Source organism: Planococcus sp. NCCP-2050 (assembly GCF_023708025.1).
Lineage (GTDB): Bacteria > Bacillota > Bacilli > Bacillales_A > Planococcaceae > Planococcus.
In genome coordinates this window covers 1,558,100-1,576,307 of record NZ_BRCX01000001.1, presented here as the reverse complement: position 1 = coordinate 1,576,307, position 18,208 = coordinate 1,558,100, and the positions used below count along the sequence as shown (strand labels likewise).

The 18,208-nt window shown below is 41.0% G+C and carries 19 protein-coding genes; 9 read left to right on the top strand and 10 right to left on the bottom strand.

From position 1 onward, the window contains the following. Positions 1–12: 12 nt before the first annotated feature. Positions 13–663, bottom strand: a complete 651-nt coding sequence (locus NFU07_RS07750) for a recombinase family protein (RefSeq protein ID WP_251476432.1) — start codon at positions 661–663, stop codon at positions 13–15. 237 nt (positions 664–900) lie between these two features. Beyond that, positions 901–2,733, bottom strand: a complete 1,833-nt coding sequence (locus NFU07_RS07745) for a DNA/RNA helicase domain-containing protein (RefSeq protein WP_251476431.1) — start codon at positions 2,731–2,733, stop codon at positions 901–903. Between the two features lie 143 nt (positions 2,734–2,876). Here NFU07_RS07745 and NFU07_RS07740 point away from each other — a divergent pair, with 143 nt between their 5' ends. Further along, entirely contained in the window at positions 2,877–3,764 is an 888-nt protein-coding gene (locus tag NFU07_RS07740; RefSeq protein WP_251476428.1) for an HNH endonuclease, read from the top strand. Between the two features lie 21 nt (positions 3,765–3,785). On the opposite strand, the gene NFU07_RS07735 is transcribed toward NFU07_RS07740, so the two are convergent. Beyond that, the gene (locus tag NFU07_RS07735; RefSeq protein WP_251476425.1) at positions 3,786–4,100 is read right to left on the bottom strand and encodes a hypothetical protein; all 315 of its coding nucleotides are present in this window, start codon (positions 4,098–4,100) and stop codon (positions 3,786–3,788) included. Between the two features lie 214 nt (positions 4,101–4,314). Between NFU07_RS07735 and NFU07_RS07730 the strand changes: the two genes are divergently transcribed. The 6 genes from NFU07_RS07730 to NFU07_RS07705 all read left to right on the top strand — a co-directional run bounded on the left by NFU07_RS07730 (position 4,315) and on the right by NFU07_RS07705 (position 10,923). Beyond that, positions 4,315–6,033 (top strand): S-layer homology domain-containing protein, encoded by a 1,719-nt coding sequence (locus NFU07_RS07730; protein ID WP_251476423.1) that lies wholly within the window; start codon positions 4,315–4,317, stop codon positions 6,031–6,033. Next, positions 6,020–6,268 carry a DUF3006 domain-containing protein gene (locus NFU07_RS07725; protein ID WP_246807877.1) on the top strand — a complete coding sequence of 83 codons (249 nt, stop codon included), beginning with the start codon at positions 6,020–6,022 and terminating at the stop codon, positions 6,266–6,268. Before NFU07_RS07730 ends, NFU07_RS07725 begins: the two co-directional genes overlap by 14 nt. 108 nt (positions 6,269–6,376) lie before the next feature. Beyond that, the gene (locus NFU07_RS07720; RefSeq protein ID WP_251476421.1) at positions 6,377–6,703 is read left to right on the top strand and encodes a nucleoside triphosphate pyrophosphohydrolase; all 327 of its coding nucleotides are present in this window, start codon (positions 6,377–6,379) and stop codon (positions 6,701–6,703) included. Beyond that, positions 6,696–9,125 (top strand): DEAD/DEAH box helicase family protein, encoded by a 2,430-nt coding sequence (locus NFU07_RS07715; RefSeq protein ID WP_251476419.1) that lies wholly within the window; start codon positions 6,696–6,698, stop codon positions 9,123–9,125. Before NFU07_RS07720 ends, NFU07_RS07715 begins: the two co-directional genes overlap by 8 nt. 74 nt (positions 9,126–9,199) lie before the next feature. Continuing rightward, the gene (locus tag NFU07_RS07710) at positions 9,200–9,649 is read left to right on the top strand and encodes a methionine sulfoxide reductase (RefSeq protein ID WP_251476417.1); all 450 of its coding nucleotides are present in this window, start codon (positions 9,200–9,202) and stop codon (positions 9,647–9,649) included. Between the two features lie 281 nt (positions 9,650–9,930). Beyond that, positions 9,931–10,923: a DNA/RNA non-specific endonuclease gene (locus tag NFU07_RS07705; RefSeq protein ID WP_251476414.1), complete on the top strand. Its 993-nt coding sequence runs from the start codon at positions 9,931–9,933 to the stop codon at positions 10,921–10,923. Positions 10,924–11,013: 90 nt separating this feature from the next. On the opposite strand, the gene NFU07_RS07700 is transcribed toward NFU07_RS07705, so the two are convergent. The 4 genes from NFU07_RS07700 to NFU07_RS07685 all read right to left on the bottom strand — a co-directional run bounded on the left by NFU07_RS07700 (position 11,014) and on the right by NFU07_RS07685 (position 13,819). Continuing rightward, positions 11,014–11,694 (bottom strand): hypothetical protein, encoded by a 681-nt coding sequence (locus NFU07_RS07700; protein WP_251476412.1) that lies wholly within the window; start codon positions 11,692–11,694, stop codon positions 11,014–11,016. A 175-nt stretch (positions 11,695–11,869) separates the two neighbouring features. Further along, a complete protein-coding gene (locus NFU07_RS07695; RefSeq protein ID WP_251476410.1) occupies positions 11,870–12,808 on the bottom strand; it encodes a Gfo/Idh/MocA family protein in 939 nt (312 codons plus the stop codon). A gap of 461 nt (positions 12,809–13,269) precedes the next feature. Next, entirely contained in the window at positions 13,270–13,521 is a 252-nt protein-coding gene (locus NFU07_RS07690) for a CPCC family cysteine-rich protein (protein WP_251476409.1), read from the bottom strand. Between the two features lie 79 nt (positions 13,522–13,600). Continuing rightward, positions 13,601–13,819: a hypothetical protein gene (locus NFU07_RS07685; RefSeq protein WP_251476407.1), complete on the bottom strand. Its 219-nt coding sequence runs from the start codon at positions 13,817–13,819 to the stop codon at positions 13,601–13,603. A gap of 200 nt (positions 13,820–14,019) precedes the next feature. Here NFU07_RS07685 and NFU07_RS07680 point away from each other — a divergent pair, with 200 nt between their 5' ends. Both NFU07_RS07680 and NFU07_RS07675 read left to right on the top strand, forming a co-directional pair. Beyond that, positions 14,020–14,307 (top strand): hypothetical protein, encoded by a 288-nt coding sequence (locus NFU07_RS07680; protein ID WP_251476405.1) that lies wholly within the window; start codon positions 14,020–14,022, stop codon positions 14,305–14,307. Positions 14,308–14,487: 180 nt separating this feature from the next. Further along, the gene (locus tag NFU07_RS07675) at positions 14,488–15,438 is read left to right on the top strand and encodes a ribose-phosphate diphosphokinase (protein WP_251476403.1); all 951 of its coding nucleotides are present in this window, start codon (positions 14,488–14,490) and stop codon (positions 15,436–15,438) included. Positions 15,439–15,499: 61 nt separating this feature from the next. On the opposite strand, the gene NFU07_RS07670 is transcribed toward NFU07_RS07675, so the two are convergent. From NFU07_RS07670 to NFU07_RS07660, 3 genes are all read right to left on the bottom strand, one after another. Then, on the bottom strand, positions 15,500–16,114 hold the full coding sequence (locus NFU07_RS07670; protein WP_251476401.1) for a hypothetical protein: 615 nt from the start codon (positions 16,112–16,114) through the stop codon (positions 15,500–15,502). 100 nt (positions 16,115–16,214) lie between these two features. Then, positions 16,215–17,345 (bottom strand): M20 peptidase aminoacylase family protein, encoded by a 1,131-nt coding sequence (locus tag NFU07_RS07665; RefSeq protein ID WP_251476399.1) that lies wholly within the window; start codon positions 17,343–17,345, stop codon positions 16,215–16,217. Continuing rightward, positions 17,345–18,175, bottom strand: a complete 831-nt coding sequence (locus NFU07_RS07660) for a MurR/RpiR family transcriptional regulator (protein ID WP_235197449.1) — start codon at positions 18,173–18,175, stop codon at positions 17,345–17,347. Before NFU07_RS07660 ends, NFU07_RS07665 begins: the two co-directional genes overlap by 1 nt. Between the last annotated feature and the right edge of the window lie 33 nt (positions 18,176–18,208).

The window sequence follows — 18,208 nt, the reverse complement described above, 5'->3', positions numbered from 1 at the left end:
ATTTTAATAACTTTAATAGGTCTTCTTTGTTTGAGTTTCTTCTATATATAAGTTGTTGTCTGTCTCTTCTTCGATGGCTTTTACTAATTTATAAAAACTAGTCTTTTTCACTCCAGCTTCCTGCATAGCTTCCACTGCCGTTAACTCTTTAGCTTTCCACCTTCTATAAACCTCTTTGAATTCCTCTGAAACAAAAACAGTTGGCCGGCCAAATTGAATGCCTTTTCGCAAGGCCAAATCGATACCTTCCCGCTGCCGTTTTCGGATACGTTCTCGTTCCTCTTCAGCCATCCAAGAAAGAATTTGCAAAACCAAGTCCGCAATAAATGTCCCCATGCTGTCTTTATATTGAGTCGTATCAAGTAACGGCATATCCAGCACCACAATATCCGCTTCAACATTTTTCGTGAGGTCATTCCATTCCTGGAGAATCTCTTCTTTGTTCCGGCCAAACCGATCCAGTGAGTGGATATACAAAATGTCTCCCTTTCGGATAACCCGTTTCAGTAATTGATAGTTTGCCCGTTCAAAGTTTTTCCCACTTTGTTTGTCCAAATAAATGTCCCGTTCAGTGATGCCCATTTTCCGCATGGCTTCCAATTGACGGCCCTCATTTTGATCTTTGCTGCTGACACGTATGTAACCAAATTTGCGATGTTCCATAATTCACCTCTATAAACGATTGTTTCCTCACATTATACCCCAAAAGCGTTCGTAAAAGTATATGTGATTTCGCGAACGTTCGTAAAGTCATTTGACACGTTTACGAACGCTCTTTCCGGTGATTTTTAGCCATTTTAAAAGCGTTCGTAAAAGTGTGCTTTAAAGAACTCTGCAGATCAGAGTAAGTCGAAACCTCCTTATTAACAGAGAGAATGTCACTTTTGTTTTAGTTAAAGATCATAACTCAGGAATTTTCAGCTCATTTTTAAAAAAAGCCCATGTTTCATCTAAGCTTGTCTTAGGGGGGACATAAATGATTGTGCCATCTCGTCCTCTTGTCAATATGACCCTATACGCATTTAATTTTATTTGAAAAGGATTTTCAACGCCCCATTGGAAGTGCTTGCCTTGCCACTTTCTGTTTTGAAGAGTTAAGTCATCATCCCAGTGAACAAGCGCCATATCTAATTCAAGTCCTTGCGTTTGAAATTCTGTCGTGCAATAGGAAAGCGTTCTGCAATAGTAAGGGGAAGAAGGATAATTGAAATACTGAGCTATCTTAGTAGGGCGCTCGTATCGTTCATCTCGAGGTAAAATTTGTACATGTTTTTGATCGTCAGCTCCACCAGTACATACGACTCCCACTGTTTTGGTATCTTGAAAATAAAGCTGGTTCAGTATAACTTTAGCTCGATCTAAATCGCGTGTGATAAAAAGATTATAATGTTCTTTAGGTAATCCTTGAATTAGTAATTTGGTCTGTTCGAATTCTTCTTGTAAGAGCGAATTGACAATCTCATAATACTGTAATGCAGCATGTGTTCGTAGAGAACAGTTTAAATGAAGATGGTTATGGGTTTTATAATTATTAGCATTGCTAAACAGAGTATTCGGATGTTTAGAGTGAACCATTACATTTTTGTCTTTAATTGCAGTATTCCATAATCCTAGACCAGCTTCTTCTCCTGAATAAATTTCTTGTCCCTCTCCAAGCAATCCAATCGTGACACTCCAAGGTTTACTAACTGTAGCAATGTTCATTATAATATCGGGTTCACTTAAATATTGTGCCTTCAGCTTTTTTCTTTTCAGTGAATGATCAACTTTCTTCGAATCCCACGCTCGTTGTGCTTCGTCAAATATAATTACATTTTCCTTAGGTATAATCCCTTTTTCAAGATAATCCATTTTATAACTATATAAACCTTGAACGAACGTTTGATTCTTTAGAACATCCTGTAAAACATTAATTAAAGGTCCATTTCCAGATAAATATACTGCGTTTTTAATATTATGAGCTAAGTTAAGTCCTAAATATGTTTTTCCTGCTCCTGGTTCACCAGACACCAAAATTAAGTGATGAGTATTCGTAATTTGAGCTTCTTTTATTACTTCTTGAACCGTTTGTTGAACATCTAGAAAATTGCTGCTAGCGACCGCTCTTATATTAGGAAGCGATTCATTGTTGAAAATTAATCTAGCAGCTTCCAACATGGAGGGGGAGGGTTCATAAGCCCCGTTTATAACATCTTCAATACTTAAAGAACTTTGAAAAGGTTTTTGGATGATTTTTTTCAGAATTCCTGATAATCCACTCATTGTCGATACTGTAACATCGTATTCTTTTATGTGAGAAGCTTTATCTCCTTCATAATTAGTTAGAAGTAAAACACCAGCAACTTTTACGTTGGATTTTTGAATAGCAGAATGATAATTTTCTAAATCTCTTACGTATAGAGAAGTTTGTATATATTCCGCTGGTGAGGTAGTGTTATAACTTTTGCACTCAAGGACAAGTAAGTAGCCATTCAAAATTAATAATACATCTGGACGGCGTCCGCCTCCACGCAAAATTTCATATTCAAATATAAGTGATGCATCGATGGTCGGGGACGTTTGAAACATTTCTTGAAGCTTATGAAAACTATCAGTCCAAGCTCGTAATTGAGCGTCCCTCTTAAGCTCATTCGTCCCAGGATTCTTGTATACATGTTTTATTAAATAAGATAGAAAAGTATCTAGTTCCAATTCAAGGAATTGAAAAACAGTACCAGCCCAACCGTAATTCATAGTCTACTTCCTCCGTTCAATAATTTAATAATAGATTTTTTTTGATACTTCATTATACTTGAAATAAATGGTTTTTTAGCAGGATTCGATATTTTAAAAAGAGGAACTAAAAGACATTTTGATAGTAGACTAGGAGGAGAATTATGGTTGTAAGGCGTCCATTAGCTATAAACGACATTATTAATAATCAAGAGTTATGTGAGGTATTTCTTTGTGCGCCACAAGGTGGAATGCGGAAATCAAACCGAACAAATACACTTACTTTGATTTCAGATAAAACTAAACTTTATGATGATCGAATTATCGGAAATATCTATCACTACACTGGGATGGGGCAGAGTGGTGATCAAAAGATGAGTGGGCAAAATTTAACTTTAGCAGAATCACACAGCAATGGAGTTGAACTGCATTTCTTTGAAGTACTGAAACCAAAACAATATACATATCGAGGTCAGGTAGAACTTGCAGGGGAGCCATACCAGGATAAACAGAAGGATCAAAATGGTCGAGAGCGGATGGTTTGGATTTTTCCACTTCAGTTAAAAGACAAACATGCAAAATTTACGGATTTATCCACTACGAAAAATAGTGTACAAGAGTTAAGAGAAGAGTTTAAAATAATCCAGCAAGTTGAAAATTTACCAATAACTGAAACTGAGAAGGAACGTTTAGTCAGAACGCGTATAGGACAAGGGAAGTTCAAAGATTTGCTACTAAAAAGAGAATGTAAATGTGCTTTATGCGGTGTAATAGAAGCTCGTCTTTTAATTGCTAGTCATATTAAACCTTGGAGTATTTCTAGTAGTGAAGAAAGACTTGACGTGAATAATGGACTTTTATTATGTCCAAATCATGATGCCCTATTTGATAAAAATTTAATCTCATTTAATGTGAACGGAGAGATAGTTATCTCAAAAACACTAAGTGAAATTACTAAAGTATTCATGAATATTAATAATAAAATGAAAATTAATTTGACTGGTAAACAAGCGAAGTATATGGCTAAGCATTATGAAAATCTGGTTATTTAAAATAAAAAATAGAAATTAAATCTATTGAATAAATAGTTCGTTTGCTTGCCAACCATTCATTACTAGCAATAAGTCTAAGGCTGACATTTCAGGCAGATCCATTACGAATTTTTTTGCACTAGCGTAACTTGAAAATACGAATGTTTCGAGTTCTTTTTGAATACGCCATTCAGAATTTGATTTGTTTATTAAATAAACTTTAATAATTGGCTGTTTAGAGTCAAGAAAGTATTCTTCGCCAGTAATTAGAATTCCTAAATATGGATCACTGGGGCTTTGCAAGGTCGCGAGTATATTTATGTTTTCGAAAATTTCTTCTTTGAAATTAAAGATCATGTATATATTCCTCTTTTCTTTATTGAAATAATCATATTCTATAAAAATATTTAGTACAATGATAGAAATACTATGTATTTGCGCTTTTTTGTTCTTTAGATATATTTATTGATTATTAATTTCTAGATATTATCAAATTTTTAGTTCATTGTATTGTTAAGTTCTTACTTCCCATTTATGATAATTATATTGGATAAGAAAAGGGGGAATAATGATGAAAAAAATATTTTTAATTACACTGATGACTATTTTATTTTTGTCAGTGGGATTTGGCGCTCAAGCAGAAGCAGCAATTTATAAAGATGTACCGAATTCTCATCGGTTTTACGACGATATTACTTACTTGTTAGAGAAAGGAGTAGTAGGATCAAATTCTTCTTATGGAGTGAATAAACAAATTACTCGTGAAGAAGCTGCAGTAATGATTTCTAAGGCTCTTGGACTTAACGGCAAGCAAACTAATACACCATTTAAGGATGTACCATCTTCTTCACCCTGGTCAGGATATATTAATTCTGCCGTTAAAGCAGGCGTTATATCAGGTTATCCAGACGGGTCATACAAACCAAAAGCAGTTGTAGATCGTGGTCAAATGGCGATTTTTTTAGCTCGTGCTTTCAAACTTAGTACGGAGTCGTCCAAGACTTTTAAAGATATAAGCCCTTCTATGGCTTCCTATTCATATATTAAACGTATAGTACATGCGAATATAACAGTTGGTAATCTTGACGGAACTTACAAGCCATATGACGTAGTTACGAAAGGTCAACTTTCTGCATTTTTAGCTCGTGCTATGGTAATGAAAGAGACAGGTAACAAGGCTGCTAAAGTTCATTTTATTAATGTCGGACAAGGCGATTCTATTCTTATTCAATCTGGTAATGGGAAGAATATGTTGATAGATGGAGGAACTAAGGCGCAGGGAGATAAGGTCGTCTCTTTCTTAAAAGCTAAAGGGGTCACAAAACTTGATATTGTGGTGGCAACCCATCCAGATGCTGATCATATAGGCGGATTAATAAATGTTTTAAATAATTTTCCTGTAGCTAAGTTCGTAGATTCTGGGAAAACTCATACTACCGATACTTATCTAGAGATGCTTAAATTAATCGATTCTAAAAATATCCCATTTGAGGTTCCAACAAACGGTAAAAAAGTTAACTTTGATAGTGTAATGGATATTCAAGTATTGAATGTAGATTCTAAAGCGAGTGACAATAACGATGCTTCTATAGTTTTGAAAGCCAAATACGGTAAAATTAGTTTCCTTCTTACAGGAGATGCTGACACAGCGATCGAGAATGTTATAATGTCGAAATTTGACGTAAAATCTACGTACCTTAAGGCTGGTCATCATGGATCTAATACAAGTTCATCGGCAAACTTTATAAATGCGGTTCGACCAGCAGGTACTGTTCTTTCCTATGGGAAAGATAATTCTTATGGTCACCCCCATGATGAAGTAGTAACAAGATTAAATAATATTAAATCGAAGATTTATTCAACTGCTGTCTCAGGGGATATAACGGTGACAACAGATGGAAACTCACATAGCGTTAGTGCTAAGCCATGGATTGTAAATCCAACTCCTGCGCCAACTAAACCAACTCCGAAGCCGCCGGTTACAGGGACTACAGGTGACTTAGATATTATTAGTAAAGATTTAAAAGCGGAAATAGTCACTATTAAAAATATGGGAAAAAAAGATATTGCGATGGAAGGATGGAAGTTGGTTTCTGTTCAAGGTAACCAGACTTTTATTTTCCCTAAATTCACTTTAAAAGCAGGGTCGTTAGTAAAAGTTACAAGTGGCCCTAATGCTATTAGCGGCAGCAATACACTTAAATGGACTACAGCTAATATATGGTTAAACAGTGGCGATGCTGCTAAACTATACGATTCTAAAGGAGCACTTATACATGAAGTCAAATAGGTATACTATAGACCGTTTTGATGGAGATTTTGCAGTTCTTCTTTCAAAGGAAGATGAAACACAGCAAAAATTAATTGAGCGTTCAAAAGTAGAAAACTATGCAAATGAAGGAGACATCATTGATGTTCAATGGAACTCAGATGGCTCTTTCAAGAAAGCTTCGGTGCTGAAATTAGAAACAGAACGGCGAAAATTAGAAGTAGAAAATTTAATTGAAAAGTTAAAACGTAAATGATTAAAAGCTATTCTAGAGATATTGCGCTCTAGAATAGCTTTTTGAATTAAACTAAATTATCTATATAATTAACTAAAGACATTATTAAATATGAAATGAGGAATTTCCTTGCCAATCTATAACAAACTAGTCCGTGATCATATCCCGGAAGTCATACAGAAAACAAATAAAGAATTTTCAACGCGTATTTTGTCAGAAAAAGAATATGAAACAGAACTAAAAAAGAAATTGTCGGAAGAACTTATCGAGTATGTAGAAGCGAGTAGCGATAAAGAAGCGGTCGAAGAGTTGGCTGATATTCTAGAATTACTACACTCTGCTGTAAAACTTCATGGTTCGTCTTTCGAAGAGCTGGAAGAAGTTCGCAAGCAAAAAGCAGAAAAGCGTGGAGGATTCGAGAAGCGTATTTTTCTTATTGAGGTCGAAGATGACTAAGCTGGAACTGGTCACTTCCCAATTACTTTCTCACTTGGAGAGATTGTCTAAAGAGGCAATAGAAATCAATTGGATTACCGCATTTGCTATGAAATCAGGTGTTAAAAAAATCATTCCATTTTTGAAGCAAGCTGCTAACAAGGGAGTACCGATTAAACTACTGGTAGGCGATTATTTATTCGTCACACAACCCGATGCATTGCAAATGCTTCTGGAAGGTTTACCTTCAGCGGAAGTACGTATCTGGAAGAGTGGCGGGACTTCTTTTCATCCGAAATCTTATTTGTTTCGGGGGAAAGATGTGTCTCATTTAATCGTAGGCTCTTCCAATTTATCCTCTTCCGCTCTGACTACAGGAGTTGAGTGGAGCTTGATTGCGCCCACTTCTGTCGATGCAGAAGTGTTTGAGGAAGCCACAACACAATTTCTTACAAGCTTTTACGCGGATCAAACGATTCCTTTAAATCCGGAGACGCTTGCTGAATATCGTTCCTTACATAAAAAAGCGAATATAAAAAATCCAATCAGTCCGGTGTGGTCGGAAGCAGAAGAAGTGGAAATGACGGTTGGACCAGGCCTTCCCCAAGAACCAGAAATTGCTGAAACTTCTGTGTCGTATGAAGTAGAAATTACTCCGAGACCTGCACAACAGGAGGCTTTAGCTGCATTAGAAAATGCAATGGCTGAAGATTATAGCCGGGCGATGGTGGTTCTTGCAACGGGGCTTGGCAAAACCTATCTCGCTGCATTTTTTGCAGAAAGATTTAAGCGGGTGTTATTTGTCGCGCACCGGGAAGAAATTCTGATTCAAGCGGAAGCGTCGTTTAAACATGTTCACCCAAGACGTTCGAGTGCTTTTTACAATGCTTCTGAGAAAAAAACAGAAGCCGATTTTATCTTTGCTTCAATTTATACCCTAGGCAGTGACTATCATTTGAACCGTTTTGAGAAAGATGCTTTCGATTTAGTCGTTGTGGATGAATTTCATCATGCAGCAGCACCTACGTATGAGCGATTATTAAACCATTTTGAACCTCAATTTTTATTAGGGATTACGGCTACACCGGATCGAATGGACAATAAAGATGTATACGCCCTATGTGACGGCAACGTTGCCATCTCAATACACTTTTTAGACGCGATCGAACGAAGCTGGCTCGCACCTTTCCATTATTATGGTGTCTACGACGACACCGATTATTCAGCAATCCCTTGGCGCGGCACTCGCTATGATGAAGAAGAACTTTTGCAAATTCAAATGCGCGAAGATTTTGCAGAGAAAATTTTTGATGAATGGATTCGATATAAACAAACGAGAACGATTGTTTTCTGTTCTTCAGTCAAACAAGCGATTTATATGAATCGTTTCTTTCAGCAAAAAGGCGTACGATCAATTGCACTTCACGGAGAATCGCATTCAAGCGAAAGAAAGTCTGCTCGGACTAAATTGGAAACCGGAGAACTGGAAACGATTTTCACAGTGGATCTGTTTAATGAAGGTGTAGATATTCCAAAAGTGGATACGCTGCTTTTTATTCGGCCGACCGAATCATTGGCGGTTTATACGCAGCAGATTGGACGTGGCCTTCGAATTGCAGAAGGGAAATCACATTGTGTCATCATCGATTTTATCGGGAATTATCGCAATGCGGACTTGAAAATGGCTGTTTTTGACAAGCAAGAACAGACTGTTGGCAATAAAGCCATCGAACCGCTTGTGCCAGCCGTATGTGAGTTCAATTTGGATCTGCAAGTGATTAACCTTTTGGGAGAGATGCGAAAGAAGAGAGCTCCGCGAAAAGAATCCATTGTCATAGCTTATAACGAATTGAAGAAAGAGCTGGGCAGACGCCCAACTTATTTAGAGTTCCATCTACAGGCGAACATCGATTCCAAAGTCGTGAAACAGGAATGCGGAAGTTACATCGGCATGCTCGCCTATGCAGATGAGCTGAATGAGGAAGAGAACGAACTCTGGCTAAAGTTCAAGCATTGGTTTATTGAGTTAGAAAGGACAGGGATGACGAAGAGCTATAAAATGGTGGTTTTAAGTTATATGTTGTCGAAAGAGCCAGAACATTGGCTGGATCCTGTGACACCTCAAGAAACAGCGCCATTCTTTCATCACTATTTAACGGCAAAAGATTACCGGTTGAATACGGATTTTAATGATGCACAAGGCAAAAGATTACGCCAGTACGATGAGAAGAAAGTCGCTAACCTTATCTCAACGATGCCGATGACTAAATGGAGCGGCAGCGCAGCAAATGGTTTAATAACGTTTTTTAATAATGAGTTTAAACTTCATTTAGACCCGGCATCAGGTGAAAAAGAGTTCCTATATAACTGGACGAAAGAAATTACGGACTATCGTCTGCATGCTTATTTCGAAAGAAAAACCAATCTTCTTCCGGTTAATTAACAAATAGGTATCTCTTAGAGCCAATCATCTCTATATATTGAGTAAAAGAAAGACAAACTTGAGGAGATGATCAAATGGCGCAGGAAATCTATGTGAAAAAGTTAGTAAATGAAAAGTACGGAGAACTTTATCAATTTTTAAAAGTAGATTTGGAAACAGGAAAAGAGGAAGTGGTTTTCCCTTTTGATATGGCTCAATTCCCGGAGATTGTTCAAGAAGTAGAACCCGAGCTTTTGACCATCCAGTCCAAAAGAGGTGCGGATGCCGTTGGCTACTCCAAAGCTTCGAGCTTTGTCGTGAAACAAGGTTCGAAATTTGCTGCATCTACCTCGCCAAAGTGTCCGAAGAAGTACATCAAACTGCGGGAAAAGTTGATATTGGATAAAAAACTTGTCCCTCTTCATAATCAATTGCTCGTCATGGAAGATATTGAATTTGATACGCCGATGGCTGCCATGGGAGCGGCAATCGGCGGTTGGGTAAGAGGGCCGCATGATTGGAAAGAAAAAAATAAGCGAAACTAATTGAAAAAAATTCTTCAACACCTTATTTAATGGAGTTTCTGTTCATTCAGAAATTCAGTAAATGAGGTGTTTTTGTTTTGGCGAGTTGGATGGATTAAGCGTTCTTCGATCAGATACTGAATAGAGCTTGATATATTAATTATTAAAGTCAAATGTTTACAATTCAGCGTTTTTATTCACTATAAAATGCTATACTTAAATACGAATCTTTAACGATTCGAAACGAATGCATATTACAGAAGCCAATAGTCGATGAAAAAACATTATAGGAGCGTCATGAAATGAAAAAGAATTATTTGATCTTACTTTTAATGGCCGTCTTCCTGGTCGGTTGTACCGACGCAGAAGATGTAGCCTCTGTTGAAGAAACAGATACAGATTTAAAGGAAGTAAGCACGGTTGAAGAAGAAAAAAGCAGCGAAGAAGAAGTGACTCCTGAAGTTGTAGAAGAAGAACCAGCAACTGAAGTTGTCGAAGAACCTGCAGTAGAAGAAACGCCGGCAGAACCTGCGAACGACCTGTTCGCTGGATACACACCGATTGAAGTGGACGGCGGCGATTTGTCCGGATATCGTGAAGCGAATGTCGTGGTCGACATTGGTTTTGGAGACCGGGAATACTGGGCTTTCACCAATGAAAACGGGCAGCTTGTGCGTGTTGTGGCAAGTGAAATCATTCTTCAAGACGATAATACTGAACCTGTAACTTCGGCAGGCAGATATTATCCAGACGAGGCGAAGGTGCCTGGCGTTGAAAGTGCTGCGTTAGACGAAGGGCATGTCATTGCGGATTCGCTTGGCGGCGTATCGAATGCCTACAATATCACGCCGCAGGAAAGTACATTGAACCGCTACGGTGACCAGGCTTATATGGAAGATGTCATCCGTAAAGCTGGAGGTGCTGTGGATTTTGAAGCAATCATCACGTATCCGGATACGGAAACGCAGATTCCTTCCCATTACCAGTACACGTATACGGTCAATGGCAACAAAGTCGTAGACAACTACGATAACGTGAACCCGGATGAAGTGAACGAATCACTCGGCTTAACGGGCGGCGATGCTGCTGAATCTGCGGAAGCTGAAACCGAAAGTGCGCCTGCAGCGCCGGCTTCAGATGCTGGTGGCGACGTTTCGACAGTTGACACAGACGGCAATGGCCAAGTGACGATCAAGGAAGCGAAAGCGGCGGGCTTCAGCATGCCGATCATGAGCGACCATTGGTTGTACCCGTATATGCGGGATAACGACAATGACGGCATGGTGGGAGAATAAATCAAATAAGATTAACACATGTAACCAGGCGGTCTCCAAAGACGCCTGGTTATTTTATTATCAAGCGGTTAAAAATTAAAAGTAATTGGATTACGAAAATGGAATAGAATGAGATTCGAAAAATTTCTTTTCATGTACTTCTTTAGTTTGAGTTTTATGTTCAGCTACAGATTTTTCTAAGTAGATTTCAAAAACAGTATTTGATAATCCTAGAGACATCTCTGCTTTGACATTTTTCGATAATTTCAAGTAAGTATTTATAATTGGATTAAGAATAATTAGAAAGAAGGACGCGCCTAATGTAATTAATATAATACTCACAAGAAATTGTGGGTATATTTGAGCGGTGATTGAACTTGTAAAAAGTAGAACAGGCAAAATCATAGATAAATAAGGAATAAAATTATACGACCTTTTATTTTCATCTGCATATTGTTTCAATAAAACTGCAAATTCCTTGTATTGCGATGAATGATTAAGTAATAGTTTTTGGCTTAAAAATTTTTTAATGTAGTTTTTCGAGTCTATTTTCATTTTAGAATAATATTCATTTAGCTTAATATCCATTAATTTACCCAAATGCTTCATATAAATATATAAACGAAATAAAATCAAGTAAGAGAAAAAATCCTCATTAATTAATATATGTAACCAAATCGTCATTAAAAGAAGGATTACAATAACAAATTGATATGTTAAATTATTTCCAATAATTTTGTATCCTTTAATTGAGTATCGAGTATAAAAATTTTGCAAGAAATTCTCAAGCATTAATCCAGCTCCTGTCTCATGATGTAATCTTTAAATATATATACGTGTTATGGCGTGAAAGGCTTCAAATAAAGAAGAATAATAATTAAGAATCTCGTTTCAATTAAAGGTAGTTAATAAGAGAACCTTAGGATTAACTATAAAAATAAATGGATTAAGAAATATTATTCAGCTCTTACATCAACAATCTTACCGTCTCCCGAGAAATTGCATGCGTATTGACCGGAGATTCAATTTCCCCATTCTCCACGCAGCGAATGAATTCCGCAAGTTCGTAGTACATCGTATCGAACTCATGCGGAACGGACAGGTCTTCGGTTCGGCCGTTGCGGTATTTCAAGGTGATGCGTTTCGGGTCACTGATGCGGTCGATTTCGATCGTGCCGTCTTCGCCTTGGATTTCGCTTGGCAGTGCGGAATCGGAAATCTTCGAATAGGTGACGACCGCTTCTTTGTCTCCGTAGTTCAGAATCATGCTGCCTTGGCCGTCGGCGCCTGTCGACAGCCGGTAATCGTTACGGAGGAACGACTCCGGTGCGCCGGCCAGGTGGACGACCGGGGCGATGCCGTAGACGCCAAGGTCCATGCGGGCACCGTTGCCGAGTTCCGGCTTGAAGGAATTTTCGATGATGCCTTGTTTGTAATTGTCGTAGCGCGACGAGTATTGGTTGTAATGGAAGAAAAAGCGGCGGACCGGTCCGATCTTGCCGAGATGTTCTTTCATGTTCAGGAACGACGGCGTCACGGTCGACTTCATCGCTTCCATGAACGTCGTCCCGTATTTTTGTGACGCTTCGATGATGCGGTCCATTTCTTCGACCGTCGTTACCGCCGGCTTTTCGCACAGGACGTGGATTCCGTGCTCCATCGCAAGGATGCTTTGTTCAGCGTGCAGCGAATTGGGGGAAGCGATATAGACCGCTTCGATGCCGCCGCTTGAAAACATTTCAGCAAGGTCCGTGTAGACGGAATCGACGCCGTATTTTTCCGCGAATGCGCGCCCCGTTTCTTCCTTTCGGGAATAGACAGCGCTGAGTGTGAAGCTTGGGTGCTGCGCGGCCGCTTTCAGGAAGCGGTCCGTAATCCAGTTCGTGCCGATGATGCCAAATTTCATAGATCTTCCTCCTCGGGTAAAAGATGGGCTTTATTCTCTCTTTTATTGCAACGTACATTGGAAACTGCTGGTCTTTACTTATTTTTTCGGCAAATTTGCTGTCAGAAAAAGGGAGATAAAGAGAGGAAGGCGTTCAACCCCTTCGTCCTTAGGGGAGTTAGAATACTAAAAATCCATCGATTTTTCCGTCTTTCGTCCAAGGAAGCGGTTCAGATTTTGGCTGATTAATATCTTCAATGACTGTGTTGTTTGTTTCAGACTTAAGAAATGAAGAGGAGAATTCTGTGTCGGCTGCATTTCCTGCTTCTAAATCCTCTTCATCAGCTTCCAGATCAAAATAAACGGTCCATTTTGTAAAATTTGAAGTGTCGTCGGCACGTTGCCAGGCAGTGCATTCTGGATATTCGAAAAAATTTTGCTTCGCTGACCCCTTTTTCTTAAATTCCTTCTGAAAATGCCCTTTACGTAAGGTCTTTTACATCCTTTTTAGTCGGTTTTCTGACAGACTCAATCGAAGCTTCATCGCACGCACCGAATGCCGCGTAGTTTCGCTGCGCTTGTCTGAGCGAAACTCCATTTGCTCCACCTTCATAATCCGGGTCATGAAATTGGACGGCATCATCTTCCCAATAGCAAATGCCGCATATCTCATACGTTCCCGGTGGTTCCTCATTTAGCGTTTTATATCCGCAGCATGGGCAAGTGTAGTTCATTTTTTCACCTTCTGTTATTTTTCATTTTACCCACTGTAGCACAAATTTTCTCTGTGAATAAAGAAGGAACCCCCAACGTTTATTTGGCTGGTTTACTTCGGTGAATCAGGACGTGCAGGCCGCCGAAAATAAGAGCCGTCGCTGCGATTTTCACGACGGATACTTGTTCGATATAGGGAGTATGTGTCGCACGGTTTGAAGAAAAAATAGACCACCAAACCACTTCTGAAAAATTGGCTGTAGAAAATAAGAACCACGCTATATAAAACAGCAGAACGGCTAGCCAGTAGAATTTCATCGGAACATCCCCTTTTAAACTTAGACGGACAGAGAGATGAAATGTCACAGCGAGAAAGCGAAACGTCGATAGGGAAAAAAGATGTAAAAGGTTAGCTTTTTCTTTTTGTGGAAACTTTTGTAAAAAAACCAACGTTATGATAAAGTAGTTAAATTTATAACGTATAAAATTAAGTCTAAAAAAAGATGGAGGAATGGTCAATGTGGTTCATTTTAGGGCTTATCGCCATTGCAGCAACTTTTATAAATCTCTACCTGTACGCAATAGGCAAAGACTATAAGTTGGCCATGGCAATTGGTTTATCATTCACCGCATTGAGCGTTGTGGCAGACTACTCGATGGTGTCCGATTGGGTACAGGCGGAAGATTGGTCTGCTTTACAGGATGTGGTGCCCATAATGGCAGGAGCATTATGGGTTTTGGTGATACTTTCGATTTTGTTGAATATAACGCCCATGTTTTTAGAGTGGAACAATAAAAAATATTAAGGTCATTCTATTCTTTATTTTGATTCCTTTTTTTATTTAATTGCATCAACGGAACTTTTAACCATTGGCTATTCCTCCCGCAAAAAGGTATCATAAAAGCAACAGATAGCGGCTGTGCGGCAAGGGTTGCCGGCCGGCCCATCATTTGATCAACCGATTTTTGCGGAGGAGGAGCACGACATGCCTTATCAATTAAGAAAGAACTTTAAATTATTCACCTTGAATTCAAATCCGGAGTTGACTCAGGAGATTGCCGACTTGCTTGGCTGCGAAATGGGCAAGAGCTCGATCAACCGTTTCAGCGACGGGGAAGTGCAAATCCATTTGGAGGAAAGCGTGCGCGGGGCGGAAGTCTTCATCGTTCAGTCCACTTCACAGCCGGGCTATGAACATACGATGGAGCTCTTGATCATGATCGATGCGTTGAAGCGGGCTTCCGCCGAGACGATCAACGTGGTCATTCCGTATTACGGCTATGCGCGCCAGGACCGGAAAGCGAGTTCGCGCGAACCGATCACCGCAAAACTTGTGGCGAATATGTTAGAAACAGCGGGGGCAACCCGCATCATCACGATAGACCTCCACGCGCCGCAGATCCAAGGCTTCTTTGATATGCCGGTCGATCAGCTGCTGGGTGAAACGGTCATCGCCGAGCATTTCCTGAACAAAGGGCTGGAAAATGCGATCGTCGTAGCTCCGGACAACGGCGGGCTGAGCCGCGCGCGGAAACTGGCGAACGACCTTGATGTGCCGATTGGCTTTATCGACAAACGCCGTCCGCAGCCGGGAGAGCCGGAAATCGTCAACATCGTCGGCGATATCCAAGGCAAGAACGCTATCATCATCGTCGACATCGTCGATACGGCAGAAACGATTTCCAAAGCGGCCAAAGTGCTGGTGGAAAACGGGGCAAAAGGCGTCTACGCTTGCTGTACGCACGGCGTATTGTCCGACGGTGCCGTCCAAAAAATCGAAGATTCCGCAGTGACGGAACTGGTCGTTACCAATACGATCTACGTCCCGGAAGAAAAGCGCACACCGAAAATCACGATCCTGTCCGTTGCGCCATTGCTTGCAGAAGCGATCGAGCACGTCCACAACGAAAAACCGGTCACGCCTTTATTCGAATAAATTCAATGAAAAAGCACGCCGATTCAATGGGTCATCGAGACCTTTTGAATTGGCGTGCTTTTTAGTTTTTGGGCATTTTGTTTTTGTTCAGCCACATAACGAGCACAGGACCAAGAATCGGAATCCACGCAAGCGCTTTTCGTGACGCATCCGGGAAAAAGCGGTAAGTGGCATAGACCGATAAGCCCCATAAGACGAACCAGTCAACAGTCATAACGGACACGAGCCCGGAATCGAAAAAAGCTTCCCGGTAAGCCGCCAGTGAAAATCCTTGCAGCAAAGTCAGTAAATTGCCTGCCCACATGAGCATCAAAACAATCAGCCAGAAGCGCGAGGACAGGAAACTTACGAGCCAATGAGGCGTCCGGTTGTTCGACCGTGATTTAGCTGGCTTGTCGCCGAACGCGAAATACGGCAGCAGTGAAAAAGCGCCGGTTCCAAGCGATAAAAGGGCAAACGGCCAAGCGGGCCATCTTCCGTGGTCGTGCAGCAAGAGAATGGTCAAAAACACGAGAGGAAACAGGCCGAGTGAATTGAATACGGCAAAGACAAGCGGATCAATTTCTCCCCATTCACCACTTAAGATTCTGGAGAATACGGGATCAGGGTTTTCACCCGCAGGAGCTAGAAATGCGGCATAACCGATTAGCAGAAGCCAAATCAACTGGAAAATCACGTCATCACCTCTTTTTTTCCATCATACAGGAAGTATGGGAGCGAGGCACAGAATTAAAAGAACCGCCCTTCGCAAAAGGGCGGTTTCGCTGTTTTTTCGGTTAATTCTGAAGTCCATAGGTTTTAAGGATGGCTTCGTGCAGAATGTTTACGCCGTCCATCATCGAGTCGTGGTTAAAGCTCATATTGGGGTGGTGAAGGCCCGGTGCCAGACCACAGCCGAGTCCGAGCATTGTCGCTTTCAATTCCGGTTTTTTGATCTTATAGAAGTGGAAGTCATCGCCGCCCGTCGTGACCAGCGGTTCTTTCAGTTTATCTTCACCGAGAACGGCAACGATGGCTTCAGTCATGATATCGATCGCATCCTGGTCTTTTTCAGCAGCTGCGATGCCTTCTCCGAAAGATGTCTCAATTTCGATGGCGTGCTGGCTCTGGATGGTTTCGAAGATTTTCTGCACTTTCTCGGTCAATTGCGCCATCAGTTCGTTGGTCTGCGCACGCATATCCAGTGAAAACGTCGCTTTGCCGGGAATGATGTTTGCACTTTTTCCGCCCGCATGGAAAGCCGTCATTTTAACGGAATGGGGCTGTAGGGGATCGAGATGGATCTGATTGAGCATATTGACGATTTGCGCGCCGATTTCAATCGCATTATTGGTGAGATGCGGTCTCGCACCGTGGGCATCATCGCCGTTGATGACACCGGTTACGACTTTTGCAGCACCATGGACGATGACAGGGGACGCATAGCCGACTGCCGTTTCCTGAACCGGCCGCAAATGGACGCCGTAGAAATAATCCACGTCATCCATGGCGCCTTTATCGACGAGCTTTAACGCGCCTTCCCCTTTTTCTTCCGCTGGCTGGAAAACGAATTTCACAGCGATTTGATCTGCCAGTTCTGGATTTTCTTCGAGTTTCCACAATACGCCGAGCACCATTGCCATATGGGCATCATGGCCGCAGGAATGGTTCGCTCTGAATTCCCCGTTCACTTCCTGCCATAGGGCATCGATATCGGCGCGGATTCCTACTACTGGCAAGCCTTTATCAAAGTTGCCGTAGCGTCCGATGACGCCGGTGCAATCATCGAACGTTTCCGTCGTGCAGCCGTGCTGCTCCAACAATTGCTGAAGGTATTTGGTCGTTTCGACCTCTTCCCAGCTGATTTCTGCGTTTGCATGCAGATGGTCGAATGTTTCTTGAACTTTTTTTGTCAGTGTATTTTCCATTAATTTTTCTCATCCTTTACAAAGTATTTGTAAGTCGGTTGAAGGCTGCCTTGGCTTTCGCCGCGTTCGATAATTTCCATCAGCAGTGCATTGATGAACGAGAGGGTTACCGGTCCTTTGGCTACAAAAGCTTTTTGGTAATTGACCTTGAGCGGAATGACGATGTCCGCAAATTCCGCAACCGGTGAAACCCGTGAATCCGTAATGGTGATGATTGGAATTCCCTTTTCTTTCGCTTCTTTAGCCAAGGCAATGGTGTCGACTGCATAGCGATAGAACGAAAAAATGACGATGCAGGATTTCTCGGCCGGCAGATTTAACAGGCCGGTATCCGTTTCAGGCCGGTATAGTGAAGCGTTTCCAAGAATGTAGTTCAAGTTGAATGATAGCCAATGGGCAAAAGCAAAAGAATGATAATAGCCGGCCACAAGAATTTTTTCGCTCGTTAAGATTTTTTGAATCGCTTTTTCAAGCGTTTCTTCATCCATCTGATCCAAATTGTCCTGGATTCTGTGGATGTCGCCGCTCATATGGCGGGCGAAAGACTGAACAAGAGCCGTTTCGCCAATCTGCTGCTTGGACTCAGTCTTTTCCAGATCCAAAAAGATGCTGCGAAGTTCGCGCTGCAGATCGGAATAGCCGGCATAGCCGATTTCATGGCAGAACCGGATAACCATCGTTTCGCTGACGCCGATAATGGCTCCTACTTTTTTAGCCGGATGGATGGCAAACGAAAGCGGTTCGGTCAGTAGCTCATCAGCTACTTTTTTAAGCCCCTTGGAGAGCTCTGGAAATTTCTTTTTCGTTTTCTCAACATAAGTGAGAGACATGCGTTCACCTCTTTTTTTTGAAGGATATACTTT

Bases quoted from the DNA above. Each gene is read 5' to 3' on its own strand.
- NFU07_RS07750 (WP_251476432.1), bottom strand. From the start codon at position 663: ATGGAACATCGCAAATTTGGTTACATACGTGTCAGCAGCAAAGATCAA.
- NFU07_RS07675 (WP_251476403.1), top strand. From the start codon at position 14,488: ATGCCTTATCAATTAAGAAAGAACTTTAAATTATTCACCTTGAATTCA.
- NFU07_RS07730 (WP_251476423.1), top strand. From the start codon at position 4,315: ATGAAAAAAATATTTTTAATTACACTGATGACTATTTTATTTTTGTCA.
- NFU07_RS07735 (WP_251476425.1), bottom strand. From the start codon at position 4,100: ATGATCTTTAATTTCAAAGAAGAAATTTTCGAAAACATAAATATACTC.
- NFU07_RS07700 (WP_251476412.1), bottom strand. From the start codon at position 11,694: ATGCTTGAGAATTTCTTGCAAAATTTTTATACTCGATACTCAATTAAA.
- NFU07_RS07715 (WP_251476419.1), top strand. From the start codon at position 6,696: ATGACTAAGCTGGAACTGGTCACTTCCCAATTACTTTCTCACTTGGAG.
- NFU07_RS07710 (WP_251476417.1), top strand. From the start codon at position 9,200: ATGGCGCAGGAAATCTATGTGAAAAAGTTAGTAAATGAAAAGTACGGA.
- NFU07_RS07680 (WP_251476405.1), top strand. From the start codon at position 14,020: ATGTGGTTCATTTTAGGGCTTATCGCCATTGCAGCAACTTTTATAAAT.
- NFU07_RS07690 (WP_251476409.1), bottom strand. From the start codon at position 13,521: ATGAACTACACTTGCCCATGCTGCGGATATAAAACGCTAAATGAGGAA.
- NFU07_RS07745 (WP_251476431.1), bottom strand. From the start codon at position 2,733: ATGAATTACGGTTGGGCTGGTACTGTTTTTCAATTCCTTGAATTGGAA.
- NFU07_RS07685 (WP_251476407.1), bottom strand. From the start codon at position 13,819: ATGAAATTCTACTGGCTAGCCGTTCTGCTGTTTTATATAGCGTGGTTC.
- NFU07_RS07740 (WP_251476428.1), top strand. From the start codon at position 2,877: ATGGTTGTAAGGCGTCCATTAGCTATAAACGACATTATTAATAATCAA.
- NFU07_RS07665 (WP_251476399.1), bottom strand. From the start codon at position 17,345: ATGGAAAATACACTGACAAAAAAAGTTCAAGAAACATTCGACCATCTG.
- NFU07_RS07705 (WP_251476414.1), top strand. From the start codon at position 9,931: ATGAAAAAGAATTATTTGATCTTACTTTTAATGGCCGTCTTCCTGGTC.
- NFU07_RS07725 (WP_246807877.1), top strand. From the start codon at position 6,020: ATGAAGTCAAATAGGTATACTATAGACCGTTTTGATGGAGATTTTGCA.
- NFU07_RS07660 (WP_235197449.1), bottom strand. From the start codon at position 18,175: ATGTCTCTCACTTATGTTGAGAAAACGAAAAAGAAATTTCCAGAGCTC.
- NFU07_RS07695 (WP_251476410.1), bottom strand. From the start codon at position 12,808: ATGAAATTTGGCATCATCGGCACGAACTGGATTACGGACCGCTTCCTG.